At 66.9% G+C, this 12,991-nt stretch carries 8 protein-coding genes; 3 read left to right on the top strand and 5 right to left on the bottom strand.

The features are described from left to right. Positions 1-251 precede the first annotated feature (251 nt). Entirely contained in the window at positions 252-1,115 is an 864-nt protein-coding gene (locus KBI52_RS04910; RefSeq protein WP_173945160.1) for a type 1 glutamine amidotransferase, read from the bottom strand. A 192-nt stretch (positions 1,116-1,307) separates the two neighbouring features. Between KBI52_RS04910 and KBI52_RS04905 the strand changes: the two genes are divergently transcribed. Further along, complete coding sequence (locus KBI52_RS04905) at positions 1,308-2,213, top strand: DMT family transporter (RefSeq protein WP_210805771.1); 906 nt, start codon at positions 1,308-1,310, stop codon at positions 2,211-2,213. A 256-nt stretch (positions 2,214-2,469) separates the two neighbouring features. Here KBI52_RS04905 and purU read toward each other — a convergent pair whose 3' ends face one another. The 3 genes from purU to KBI52_RS04890 all read right to left on the bottom strand — a co-directional run bounded on the left by purU (position 2,470) and on the right by KBI52_RS04890 (position 6,253). Continuing rightward, positions 2,470-3,342: a formyltetrahydrofolate deformylase gene (purU, locus tag KBI52_RS04900; RefSeq protein WP_210805769.1), complete on the bottom strand. Its 873-nt coding sequence runs from the start codon at positions 3,340-3,342 to the stop codon at positions 2,470-2,472. A gap of 14 nt (positions 3,343-3,356) precedes the next feature. Then, positions 3,357-4,949 carry a phosphoglycerate dehydrogenase gene (serA, locus tag KBI52_RS04895; protein ID WP_173945157.1) on the bottom strand — a complete coding sequence of 531 codons (1,593 nt, stop codon included), beginning with the start codon at positions 4,947-4,949 and terminating at the stop codon, positions 3,357-3,359. A 131-nt stretch (positions 4,950-5,080) separates the two neighbouring features. Further along, positions 5,081-6,253 carry a phosphoserine transaminase gene (locus KBI52_RS04890; RefSeq protein WP_210805767.1) on the bottom strand — a complete coding sequence of 391 codons (1,173 nt, stop codon included), beginning with the start codon at positions 6,251-6,253 and terminating at the stop codon, positions 5,081-5,083. Positions 6,254-6,500: 247 nt separating this feature from the next. On the opposite strand from KBI52_RS04890, the gene KBI52_RS04885 reads away from it, so the two are divergent. After that, the gene (locus tag KBI52_RS04885; protein ID WP_173945155.1) at positions 6,501-7,769 is read left to right on the top strand and encodes an efflux RND transporter periplasmic adaptor subunit; all 1,269 of its coding nucleotides are present in this window, start codon (positions 6,501-6,503) and stop codon (positions 7,767-7,769) included. A 62-nt stretch (positions 7,770-7,831) separates the two neighbouring features. Then, positions 7,832-10,993 carry an efflux RND transporter permease subunit gene (locus tag KBI52_RS04880; protein WP_210805765.1) on the top strand — a complete coding sequence of 1,054 codons (3,162 nt, stop codon included), beginning with the start codon at positions 7,832-7,834 and terminating at the stop codon, positions 10,991-10,993. Between the two features lie 243 nt (positions 10,994-11,236). Here the strand turns inward: KBI52_RS04880 and glmM are convergent, their stop codons facing one another. After that, entirely contained in the window at positions 11,237-12,592 is a 1,356-nt protein-coding gene (gene glmM / locus KBI52_RS04875; RefSeq protein ID WP_173945153.1) for a phosphoglucosamine mutase, read from the bottom strand. Between the last annotated feature and the right edge of the window lie 399 nt (positions 12,593-12,991).

The raw sequence follows: 12,991 nt of genomic DNA, 5'->3' as shown, positions 1-12,991 counted from the left end.
AGAACATCATCGCACCCACACCTGTCCACCACTCCCACGTCATCACCGGCCCTGTGCCGGTGATCTCGATCGGAAAGGCACACCGCTCTTCCGCATCGGGTTGGCCGGGACAGGCCCGGCCATGACGTCGAGAGTGGAATGACGGGCGGAGGGTGGCCGACACAGGTGGGTGCCAGCACGGACGGAGGGTGGCGAGGAAGGGCGGAAGGTGGCGAGACGAAGGGACGGCACCGTGAGAGCAGGCCCTCCCGTCAGGCCCGTCCGCGGGCGCTCTTTGCCGTCTTCACCCGATGCTCGATGAAGTTGCGGATCTCGCGGACGCGACGCTGGGGGTCGAGCACCTCCGCGTCGATGCCGTGCCGCCAGGCGAGATCGAAGCGGGTCGGGTCCCGGTCGAGGGCCGCCAGGTCCTGCGTATACGCGACGGCGTCCTCGGTCGTGCGGCAGAAGCCCTCCGTCACGAGCATATCGGTCCGGCGGCCCAGGATGGCCGCGAGCTCGCCCAGGGAAAACTCGGGATGATACTGCACGCCCCAGAACACGCCGCCGTCCTGGCGGATCTCGGCGGCCTGCACCGGCGAGATCGCATTGCCGGCGAGCACCGTGCAGTCGCCCGGCAGGGCCGTCACCATGTCGAGGTGGATGGCCGGCGCGTCGAAGGCCGGGGGGCGGCCGTCGAGCATCGGATGGCCCTGGCCGGCCTCGGTCCGGGTGATCTTGCGGGCGACGCCCACCTCGCGCCCGAGCGGGTTGGGCCGCACGTCCCCGTCCGCCGCGACGGCCGCCACCTGCAGGCCCCAGCAGGAGCCGAAGGACGGGGTGCGGGAGGCGTAGACCGCCCGCATCAGGTCGATCTGGCGCAGGATATCGGGGGTGCGATCATAGATGTTGAGATGCGAACCGGTGAGCACGATGCCGTCATAGGATTCGAGCCCGGCCGCATCCGGCAGGTTCGCGCCTTCGTCCGTCGGGAAAGCGATGTCGCAGACGGCCTCCCGGTCGATGCCCTGGATCACGTCCGCATAGGATTCCGACAGCGTGAGTCCATAGGCTTGCCTGTGGGCCTGCCTTGCACCCCGCGTATTGCCCTCAACCACCAGAAACCGTAAGGCCATGCGTGTCATCCGCTCCTCGTCATGCCGGTTTAGCCGAACGGCGCGCGGCGGCAAGGGCAATCGTACCGGACCCGAACGTCGAATCCGCTCTTGGGGTCGATCCGGTACGATCTTCATGGAGTCGGCGCATCGTCGGCCGCGCAGAAGTGGAGCCGCTTCTGCCCGCGAGGCGCCAGAGAGGTCCGGCCTCCGATGAAATTACTGCATTCGCTCCGGCACGGGCTGTGGGGACAGGCCTACCTGCTGCTGGTCCTCACCACGCTCATGTGGGCCGGCAACGGCATCGCGGGCCGGCTCGCCATCGGGCAGGTCTCGCCCATGGTGCTCACCTGCCTGCGCTGGGTGGTCGTGGTGGCGATCCTGATGCCCCTCGTCGGGCGCCAGCTCGTGGCCGAGCGGGCGAAGTTCCGGGCGCGCTGGCTCTTCACCCTGGTCATGGGCGTCTTCGGCTTCACCGCCTTCAACGCGCTCTTCTACGCCGCCGCCCATCACACCAGCGCCGTCAACCTCACCATCTTTCAGGGTTCGATCCCGGTCTTCGTGCTCATCGGCATGATCGTGGTCTTCCGCGCCCGGGTGATCCCGCTGCAGATCATCGGCATGGTCGTCACCCTGGTGGGCGTGATCACCGTGTCGGTGAAGGCCGATTGGGAGATCCTGAAGGCGCTGGCGATCAATGTCGGGGACGTGTGGATGCTCATCGCCTGCGTGTTCTATTCCGTCTACACGCTCGGCCTGCGCTACCGTCCGGAGATGCCGGGCCTCGTGTTCTTCGCCGCCATGGCCCTCGTGGCCTTCGCCAGCTCCCTGCCTCTGGTCGGCGTGGAGATGATCCAGGGCACGGCGCAGTTTCCGACCCCCAATGGATGGCTGATCCTGCTCTACGTCGCGCTCCTCCCCTCGCTGCTCTCGCAGATTTTCTTCATCCGCGGCGTCGAGCTGATCGGCCCCGCGCGGGCGGGCCTCTTCGTCAACCTCGTGCCGGTCTTCGGCGCCCTGCTCGCGGTGGTCCTGCTCGGCGAACCTTTCGCCCTTTATCACGCGATCGGGCTGGCACTGGTGCTCGGCGGAATCGGGCTGGCGGAACGGCGGCGGTAGGGACGGAGTGCGGCAAGCCTTCCTGGCTACGCTCACCCGCGATGCCAGCCTCCCCGTCATGGCCGGCCTCGGGCGCCTTTCTCATCGGGATCACCGGCACAGGGCCGGTGATGACGTGGGAGGTATGGTGACCTGCAGGACTGGCGCATCGCACGGAAAAGTGGATCCGGTTTTCCGCCCCGAACGATGCGCGAGCTCAGAGAATGAGCATCGGAATGGATCCCAAAAGTGCCAGTCCACTTTTGGGTCCGATGCTCTAGTCCGCGAACACCACGGTCTTGCGACCATTGAGCAGGATGCGGTCCTCGAGGTGGTGGCGCACGGCGCGCGCGAGCACGCGCCGTTCGATGTCGCGCCCTTTGCGGACCAGATCCTCGGCCGAGTCGCGATGGGTGATGGGCTCCACGTCCTGCGCGATGATCGGCCCCTCGTCGAGATCGGACGTTACGTAATGCGCGGTCGCGCCGATCAGCTTCACGCCGCGGGCATGGGCCTGGTGATAGGGCTTGGCGCCCTTGAAGCTCGGAAGGAACGAGTGGTGGATGTTGATGCAGCGACCTGCGAGCTTCGCCGCGAGGCCGTCCGACAGCACCTGCATGTAACGGGCGAGCACCACCAGGTCGGCCTTCGAGTCGCGGATGATCTCCCAGACCCGGGCTTCCTGTTCGAGCTTGGTGTCCTTGGTGACGGGCAGCCAGTGGAACGGCACGTCGCCCAGATCCACATGGCTGTAGGTGTTTGTCGGATGATTGGCGATGACGCCGACGGGCTCGAAATCGAGCTCGCCGATGCGCCAGCGGTAGAGCAGATCGGCGAGGCAATGGTCGAACTTCGAGACCAGCAGCATGACCTTTCGCTTCTCGCCCGGATCGCGAAGGGTCCATGTCATGCCGAAGCGATCGGCGAGCGGCGCGAAGCCGCTCTTGAGGGCCTCGATGTCGCTCGTTCCCGAGACGGGATCGAACACGACACGCATGAAGAAGCGATCCGTCTGCGTGTCGTCGTATTGCTGGGCGTCGAGGATGTTGAGACCGGCATCCGACAGATGTCCCGCGACCGCGGCCACGATGCCGGGACGGTTCGCACAGGCGAGCGTCAGGACGAAGCGCTGCGACGGGACGGAGGCCATCTCGAAACCTCTTCTCAGAACCGCACCGCGCGGGCGCGCTTGACCTGCGGGATCTCCTCGATCCGGCGCAGGAGCTCGTCGGAGACCGGCTGGTCGACGGACACGAAGCAGATGGCATCGCCGCCGGGCTTGTCGCGGCCGAGCGCGAAGGTCGCGACGTTCACGCCGGATTCGCCGAGCAGGGTGCCGAAGCGGCCGATGAAGCCGGGCTTGTCGTCGTTGCGGACGTAGATCATGTTCGGCGCGAACTCCGCGTCGACCGTGATGTCGCGGATCTCGGTCACACGCGGCTTGCCGTCCTGGAACACGGTGCCGCCCGCATGGCGCGGCATGTCGTCCGCATCGACGATGATGCGCACGAAGCTCTCGTAGTCGCGGGCCGCGCTCTCGCGCTTGACCTCCTCCACGGTGATGCCGCGCTCGCGCGCCACCACGGGGGCCGACACCATGTTGATGTCCTGCAGGAAGGGACGCAGCACGCCGGTCACGGCGGCCGAGGTGAGCGCGCGGGTGTTCATCTCCGCCACGGCGCCCTCGTATTCGATCCGGATGCCTTTGATCGGAGCTTCCGTGAGCTGCCCGAGGAAGGAGCCGAGCTTGTCGGCGAGCGCCACGAACGGCTTCAGGCGAGGCGCCTCCTCGGCGGTGATCGACGGGAAGTTCACGGCGTTCTGGATCGCGCCCTGGAGCAGGTAATCCGACATCTGCTCGGCCACCTGCAGGGCCACGTTCTCCTGCGCCTCCGTGGTGGCGGCGCCCAGATGCGGCGTGCAGACCACATTGGGATGGCCGAAGAGCGGATTGGACGTCGCCGGCTCCTCGACGAACACGTCGAAGGCGGCGCCCGCCACATGGCCGGAATCGAGCGCGGCACGCAGCGCGACCTCGTCGACGAGACCGCCGCGGGCGCAGTTGACGATGCGCACGCCTCTCCTGGTCTTGGCGATGTTCTCCGCCGACAGGACGTTCTTCGTCTTCTCGGTCATCGGCACGTGCAGGGTGATGATGTCGGCGCGGCGCAGCAGGTCGTCGAGCTCCACCTTCTCGACGCCGAGTTCGAGGGCGCGCTCCGGCGACAGGAAGGGATCGTAGGCGATCACCTTCATGCGCAACCCGATGGCGCGGTCGGCCACGATGGACCCGATATTGCCGCAGCCGATCACGCCGAGCACCTTGGCGGTGAGCTCGACGCCCATGAAGCGGTTCTTCTCCCACTTGCCGGCTTGGGTCGAGGCATCGGCCTGCGGGATCTGGCGGGCGAGCGCGAACATCATGGCGATGGCGTGCTCGGCGGTCGTGATGGAATTGCCGAAAGGCGTGTTCATCACGATGATGCCCTTGGCCGTGGCGGCGGGGATCTCGACATTGTCGACCCCGATGCCGGCGCGGCCGATCACCTTCAGGTTTCTGGCCTGTTCCAGGATCTTTGCCGTGACCTTTGTGGCGGACCGGATGGCGAGGCCGTCATACTGGCCGATGATCTGGGCGAGCTTCTCCTTGTCCTTGCCGAGATCGGGCTGGAAGTCGACCTCGATGCCGCGATCCTTGAAGATCTGCACGGCGGCCGGGGACAGGGCGTCGGAAATGAGTACGCGGGGAGCGGGCATGGGTTGAACCTCATGGCGTCATGGCCGGGCTTGTCCCGGCCATCCACGTCCGCCGGTATCGCAAGCTCAGCCCTTGAAAGGCGTGGATCCCCGGGCCGTGCCCGGGGATGACGGTCGTGAGAGGTGTGGCCTCAAGCCGCTTTCGCGAGCTTCGCCTTTTCCTGCGCGAAGGCCCAGTCGAGCCAGGGCGTCAGGGCTTCGAGATCCGACTGCTCGACGGTCGCGCCGCACCAGATGCGAAGGCCGGGAGGCGCATCGCGGTAGGCCCCGATATCGAGGGCCACGCCTTCCTTCTCGAGCGCCGCCGTGATGCCCTTGGCCACCTGCGTGACGGCCTCCGGGCCTTTGGCCACCACATCGGGATCGGCGATCACGAGGCACACGCTGGTGTTGGACGCGGTGGCCGGGACCTTGGAGAGATTGGCGATCCACGGGGTCCTGGCCACCCAGTCATGGATGACCTTGGCGTTGCCGTCGGCCTTGGCCACCAGGGCGCTCAGGCCGCCGATCGACTTCGCCCATTCGAGCGCGTCGATGTAATCCTCGACGGCCAGCATGGACGGGGTGTTGATGGTCTCGCCCTCGAAGATGCCCTCGATGAGCTTGCCGCCCTTGGTCATGCGGAAGATCTTCGGCAGCGGCCAGGCCGGCTTGTAGGTCTCGAGCCGCTCCACGGCGCGGGGCGACAGGATGAGCATGCCGTGGGCCGCCTCGCCGCCCAGAACCTTCTGCCAGGAGAAGGTGACCACGTCGAGCTTCGCGAAATCGAGGGTCTGCGCGAAGGCCGCCGAGGTGGCGTCGCAGATGGTCAGGCCCTCGCGGTCGGCCGCGATCCAGTCGGCGTTGGGCACGCGCACGCCCGAGGTGGTGCCGTTCCAGGTGAAGACCACGTCGCGGGTCTTCGTATCGACCTGCGCGAGATCGGGAAGCTCACCGTAGGGCGCGGTGATCACGCGGGCGTCGTCGAGCTTGAGCTGCTTGACCACGTCCGTGACCCAGCCCTCGCCGAAGCTCTCCCAGGCCAGCATGTCGACCGGCCGGGCGCCCAGCATCGACCACAGGACCATCTCCACGGCACCCGTGTCGGAGGCGGGCACGATGCCGATACGGTAATCGGCCGGCACCGCCAGCACCTCGCGGGTGAGGTCGATGGCGAGCTTCAGGCGCGCCTTGCCGAGCTTGGCGCGGTGCGAGCGGCCGAGGCTGTCGGTCTTGAGGTTCTGGAGAGACCATCCGGGGCGCTTCGCGCAGGGGCCGGATGAAAAGAAGGGCGCGCGCGGACGCGCGGCGGGCAGGCTCGTCATGGTATCCATCCTTTCAGATGGGCGCCTCTCGGTGGGGAGAGGTGTCCCGCCGATTGGTATGAATGAGGCGAAGGCCACGGTCAAGGCATTGGTCGCCGGAGCAAAAGGTCAGATTACGAAATCGTAATACAAAACATCGTGTTTGCTGCGTTATGTTCGCAGCGCCCGGCCTATATTGTGCTAGGACAACTTCCGACATTTGTGACCAAAAATGCCGAAAAGGCCGACGACTGAGTAAGGAGCGAGCATGCGTGTGTCCGGTCAACTCGCTGTCATTGCCGTGCTGGGGGCAGCAGGCTTTGGCGGCTGGTACGCCTACCAGGGCGGCCATCTGGCCAATGTGCCCGTGATCGGCGCGTATGTGAGCCAACCCGCAGGCCAGCAGGCCGCCCAGGGCGGACGCGGGCGCGGCGGCCCGACCGGTCCCGCAACGGTCGACGTCGACACGGTCAAGACCGGACGCATCGTGGAGATGCGGGAATCCGTCGGCACGGTCCGTGCCTTTGAATCGATCACCGTGACCGCCAAGGTGGCTGGCATCGTCAATGAGATCGGCTTCGAGGAAGGCCAGAAGGTCAAGGCCGGAGACATGCTGGTCCAGTTCGACGCTGCCGAACGGCGCGCCGAGATCGAGCAGGCGATCGCCGAGGCAAGCCGCGCCGAGGCGCTGAGGAACGAGGTCGCCATCAAGCTGGAGCGTGCTCAGGCGCTCAACCGCACCGGCGCTGGCACTGGCGCTCAGGTCGACGACCTGACGGCTCAGATGAAGTCGCTCGAGGGCTCCATTGCGTCCGCCCGGGCCCAGCGCAAGGCGGCCGAAGCCAGGCTCGAGGACCTGATCATCCGCGCGCCCTTCGCGGGCCGCGTGGGCACCCGCTCCGTCTCCCTCGGCGCCTATGTGGCCCCGGGCACCCGCATCACCTCCCTGGACGACCTGTCGAAGGTGCGCCTCGACTTCGCCGTGCCGGAGAACCTGCTGGGCCGCCTGAAGCCGGGCCAGACGGTCAACGCCATCTCGGCGGCCTACAAGGGCCGCACCTTCAAGGGCAGCGTGTCGACCATCGATCCGCGCGTGGACCAGACGACCCGTACGGCGCGCCTGACGGCCGAGTTCGAGAATTCGGACGAAGCCCTGAAGCCCGGCATGTTCCTGTCGGTGGCCCTGGAGGTCTCGACCAAGGACGATGCCGTCGTGGTCCCGGAGGAGGCCGTGGTCAGCGAGGGCCTGCGCCACATCGTCTATCCGGTGAAGGACAACAAGGTAGAGCGCCGCGTCATCACCATCGGCCAGCGCCAGGGCGGCAAGGTCGAGGTGGTGGATGGCCTCAAGGCCGGCGAGACCATCGTCGTGCTGGGCGTCCAGCGCGTGCGGCCGGGAGCCGAGGTCGTCGCCCGCCCGGTGGGCTCGGGCGCACCGGCGGCCCCTGTCCCGGCGGCCAATCGGGAGCAGCCCTCCCGCTCCTCACTGAACGTGCCGCAGGCCATCGGGGCTGCCCAGGCGGCCGAGCGGAAGTGATTTCTGTCTCCCGCCCCGGCGGGAGGTTTTCGTTTTACTGACTGGTATAGAGCCGAACCGCCATGCAGGTTTCAGACCTCTTCATCCGCCGCCCGGTCTTCGCCGTCGTGGTGAGCCTCCTGCTGATCGTGGGCGGCCTCGCGTCGCTCATGAACCTGCCGGTCCGCGAATATCCGCAAACGGACCGCCCCGTCGTGTCGGTCTCCACGGTCTATCGCGGCGCCTCGAACGAGGTGATCGAGAGCCGGGTGACGGAGATCATCGAGGGCGCGGTCGCCGGCATCGAGGGCATCCGCCAGATCACCTCGCAGAGCCAGAACGACCGCTCGTCCGTCTCGATCGAGTTCGAGGTCTCCCGCGATCCGGAGGCCGCGACCTCCGACGTGCGCGACGCCGTCTCCCGCGTCGCCGGACGACTGCCGGACGGCGCCGATACGCCCGTGGTGCGCAAGGTCGATGCGAACGCCTCGGCCATCATGTGGATCGGCGTCACGTCCACGAGCCTCGATGCGCTCGAGCTCAGCGACTTCCTCAAGCGCGTCTATGTGGACCGCCTCTCCACCGTGCCGGGCGTCGCCAACGTCAACCTGAGCGGCGAGCGGCGCTACGCCATGCGCATCTGGGTCGACAGGCCCGCGCTCGCGGCCCGCGGCCTCACCGTTCAGGACCTGGAGACGGCGATCAAGCGCCAGAACGTGGAGCTGCCCGGCGGCCGGATCGAGTCCAGCCAGCGCGAATTCACCGTCAAGACCGATTCCCGCCTCGCGACGCCCGAGCAGTTCTCGCAGGTGATCGTCACCAACAAGAACGGCTATCTGGTCAGGCTCGGCGAAGTCGCCCAGGTCGAAGTCGGTCCGGAGGACACGCGCTTCGAGTTCTACCAATCGGGCGAGACCGCCATCGGCATGGGCGTCGTGCGTCAGTCGACCGCGAACACGCTGTCCGTGGTCGACGGGGTTCGCAAGGAGCTAGATGAACTGAGCAGTTCGCTGCCGCCCGGCACCACGGCGGAAATCGCCTATGACGAGAGCCAGTTCATCCGCGCCTCGATCGAAGGCGTGCTGCACACCCTGGTGGAAGGCGTCGCCCTGGTGATCCTGGTGATCCTGATCTTCCTGCGAGACTGGCGTTCGACCATCGTGGCCATGGTGGCGATTCCTGTCTCGATCACCGCGGCCTTCATGGTCATGGCCTTCTTCGGCGCCTCCATCAACGTGCTGACGCTCCTCGCGATCGTGCTTGCCATCGGCATCGTGGTGGACGATGCGATCGTGGAGATCGAGAACGTGCACCGGCGCATCGAGGAGGGCCAGCCGCCGCTGCTCGCCTCCTTCGACGGCGCGCGCGAGATCGGCTTCGCGGTGATCGCCACCACGGCGACCCTCATGGCGGTGTTCGTCCCCCTCGCCTTCATGACCGGCAACACGGGCAAGCTCTTCCGCGAGTTCGGCATCACGCTCGCAGCCTCCATCTTCTTCTCGGGCGTCGTCGCCCGCACGCTCACCCCGATGCTGTGCTCCAAGCTCATGGTTCCCGCGCATGGCCGGATCCAGCGCATGACGGAGCCGCTTTTCGAGAAGATGAACGGCGGCTATCGCTGGCTGCTCTCGCGGGCCCTGAGGATTCCGGTCGTCATCCTGTTCATCGGCGTCCTGGTGTCCCTGTCGGCCTACGGCCTGTTTCAGTCCCTGCCGAAGGAATTCGCCCCGACCGAGGATCGCGGCGCCATCATCGTCCGGCTCCAGGCGCCGGAGGGCGCGAGCCTCGACTACACCCGCGATCGGGTGAAGGAGGTCGAAATGGCCCTGATGCCCCTGCAGGAGAAGGGCCTCGTCGCCTCCATGCTGAGCCAGGTCGCTCCGGGCTTCGCCCGTCCCTCCCCGGTCAACGAGGGCATCGTGATCGTACGCCTGGTTCCCTGGGAGGACCGGACCGAAAGCCAGCAGGACATCGTCCGTCAGATCACCCCGAGGGTATCGAATTTCCCCGGCGCGCGCGTTTCGGTGGTCAACCCGCCGGCCTTCGGCGGCGCCGGCGGCTTCGGCCAGCCGATCCAGTTCGTCCTCGGCGGCCCCGATTACGAGACGATCCGCGGCTGGCGTGACATCGTCATGCAGAAGGCTCAGGAGACGGGCAAGTTCGTCAACATGGACTCGAACTACCGTGAGTCCCAGCCCGACATCCGCGTCCAGATCGACCGCCAGCGCGCCGCCGACCTCGGCGTCTCGGTGGAGGATATCGGCCGCACGCTGGAGCTGATGTTCGGCGAGACCGAAGTCTCGACCTTCGTCAGCCGCGGCGACGAATATCCCGTGATCATGCGCGCCCGGGCCCAGGACCGCGCGACGCCCAACGATCTCACCAACACCTTCATCCGTGCCGCCAACGGCGAGCTCGTTCCGCTCTCCTCCTTCGTATCCTTGACGGAATCGGCCGCCCCGCAGGCCCTGAACCGGTTCGACCGCCTGCGGTCGATCACGATCCAGTCGTCCCTGGCGCCGGGCGTATCCATCGGGGAGGGCCTGGAGATCCTCCAGCAGATCGTGCGCGACAACCTGCCGGCGGAGGTGCGCATCGGCTATACGGGCCAGTCCAAAGACTTCCTGGATTCGACCGGGGCGATCTACGTGACGTTCGCGATGGCGCTCCTGGTGGTGTTCCTGGTGCTCGCCGCCCAGTTCGAGAGCTGGATCAACCCGTTCATCATCATGCTCACGGTGCCGCTCGCGGTGACCGGCGGCTTGCTGGCCCTGTTCGTCACCGGACAGACGCTCAACATCTACAGCCAGATCGGCATGATCCTGCTCATCGGCCTCATGACCAAGAACGGCATCCTGATTGTCGAGTTCTCGAACCAGCTGCGCGAGCGCGGGTATTCGGTGCGCGATGCGGTGGTCGAGGCCTCGGTGCTGCGCCTTCGGCCGATCCTGATGACGTCGATCGCCATGATCGGCGGCGCCATCCCGCTCGCCTGGTCCACCGGCGCCGGCGCCGAGGCGCGCAATGCCATCGGGTCGGTGATCGTGGGCGGCGTCACGGTGTCGACCATCCTGACCATGCTGGTCGTGCCCTCGATCTACCTGCTCCTCGGCGGCTTCACGAAGCCCGCCACCTATGTGAGCGAGCTGCTCGACAGGCTCCGTGCCGAGACCGGCCAGGTCGCGCATGGCGAGGACCTGCCGTCGCGGACGAAGGACGTGCCGCCGGCCCACCCGGCGGAGTGATCTGAGGACGAGTGGCTGAGGGCTTAGTGGCCCTCAGCCCTCAAGGTCAGGCCGGAAGCAATACCCTGTCCCGGCATGGCCGGGCTTGTCCCGGCCATCCCGATGCTGTGAAGCGCTGAGTTCTTCCAATCGGGATCACCGGCACGAGGCCGGTGATGACGTAAAAGCGGCTCGAAACAGAAGCCCCGGCGAGCCGATCGCCGGGGCTTTTTTTGATTCCGACGACCGAACGGACGTCGCGTCCTACGCCGCAGCCCTGGAGGCCGCCTGCGATACGGCTTCCACCACGTCGTCCACCACGCGATTGACGAGATCCTCGTTGTCGCCCTCGCCCATCACGCGGATGACCGGTTCGGTGCCGGAGGGACGGATCACGAGGCGGCCCGCATGCCCGAGGGTCTCGCGGCCCGCCTCGATGGCCTGGATGACCGAGGCCTCCTGCAGGGGCTTGCCGGCCTTGTAGCGCACGTTCTTGAGCACCTGCGGCAGCGGCTCGAAGCAATGGCAGACCTCGGAGACCGGCTTGCCCAGGCTTTTCACCACGGCGAGGAGCTGGAGGGCCGCCACGAGGCCATCGCCCGTGGTGGTGTAGTCGGACATGATGATGTGGCCCGACTGCTCGCCGCCGAGATTGTAGCCATGGGCGCGCATGTGCTCGAGCACGTAGCGGTCCCCGACGGCGGTGCGCACGAGGCCTAGGCCCAGGCCGTTCAGGTACCGTTCCAGGCCGAGATTGGACATGATCGTCGCCACGAGGCCGGGCTGCGCCAGGCGGCCGTCCTCCTTCCAGGACCGGGCAACGACGCCCATGAGCTGGTCGCCGTCGACCTTGTGGCCCTTCTCATCGACGATCAGCACCCGGTCCGCGTCGCCGTCGAGGGCGATGCCAACGTCGGCGCGCAGCTCGCGGACCTTGTGGATCAGGGCGTCCGGCGCCGTGGAGCCGACGTCGTGGTTGATGTTGAAGCCGTTCGGCTCAACGCCGATGGACACCACCTCGGCGCCGAGCTCCCACAGCGCCTCAGGGGCGACCTTGTAGCCGGCCCCGTTGGCGCAATCGACCACGACGCGCATGCCCTCCAGGTCGATCTGGCGCGGCAGGGTGCGCTTGGCGAACTCGATGTAGCGGGCCTGGACGCTCTCGATGCGCTTGGCGCGGCCGAGGGTGGACGACCCGGCCAGCCGACGGGTCAGGTCGGAATCGATCAGCGCCTCGATCTGAAGCTCGATCTCGTCGTTGAGCTTGAACCCGTCCGGGCCGAACAGCTTGATGCCGTTGTCCTCGTAGGGGTTGTGGGAGGCCGAGATCATCACGCCCAGGTCGCAGCGCATGGAGCGCGTCAACATGGCGACCGCCGGGGTCGGGATCGGGCCCAGGAGCAGCACGTCCATGCCCACCGAGGTGAAGCCCGCCTGAAGGGCGGATTCGATCATGTAGCCGGAGAGCCGCGTATCCTTGCCGATCACGACCCGGTGCCGGTAATCGCCGCGCTGCTGGAACATGAGGCCGGCCGCCTGCCCGACCCGCAGGGCCAGGTCCGGCGTGATGATGCCGTTGGCGCGGCCCCGAATGCCATCGGTCCCGAAGTATTTCCGCACGTGCTTTGTCTCCGCATTCCGTAGCGCTGATCCACGCTTTGGCTTTTTCAAAGCAACCTCCCTGAATTCGGTCAAGGGACCCGAGCCAATGCGCGCCATCACAAGTGATAAGCGATTGTTACAGGTCTCAACCTGGTCCTTACGGAGTATTAGATCTTTGAGGTAAACAAAAAAGTACGCCCGCCAGGGGGCGGGCGTACTGGATCAGAGGGTTTTCGATGGTTCTCAGGCCTGCGGCTGGGGCTCCATGCCGCCATCGTTCTCCCGAGGCCGGCCGCGGCCGGCGGTGGGGACGGCGGAGCCGCGGCTCGGCGTGGCAGGCTCCCCGGTGTCGCGCACCGGCGGCTGGCCGTCGAGCAGATTGCGGATCTCTTCGCCGGTCAGGGTCTCGTACTCGAG

The organism is Microvirga sp. HBU67558, assembly GCF_018069605.1.
Taxonomy (GTDB): Bacteria; Pseudomonadota; Alphaproteobacteria; order Rhizobiales; family Beijerinckiaceae; genus Microvirga; species Microvirga terrae.
This window is presented reverse-complemented; position numbering and strand designations above follow the sequence as displayed.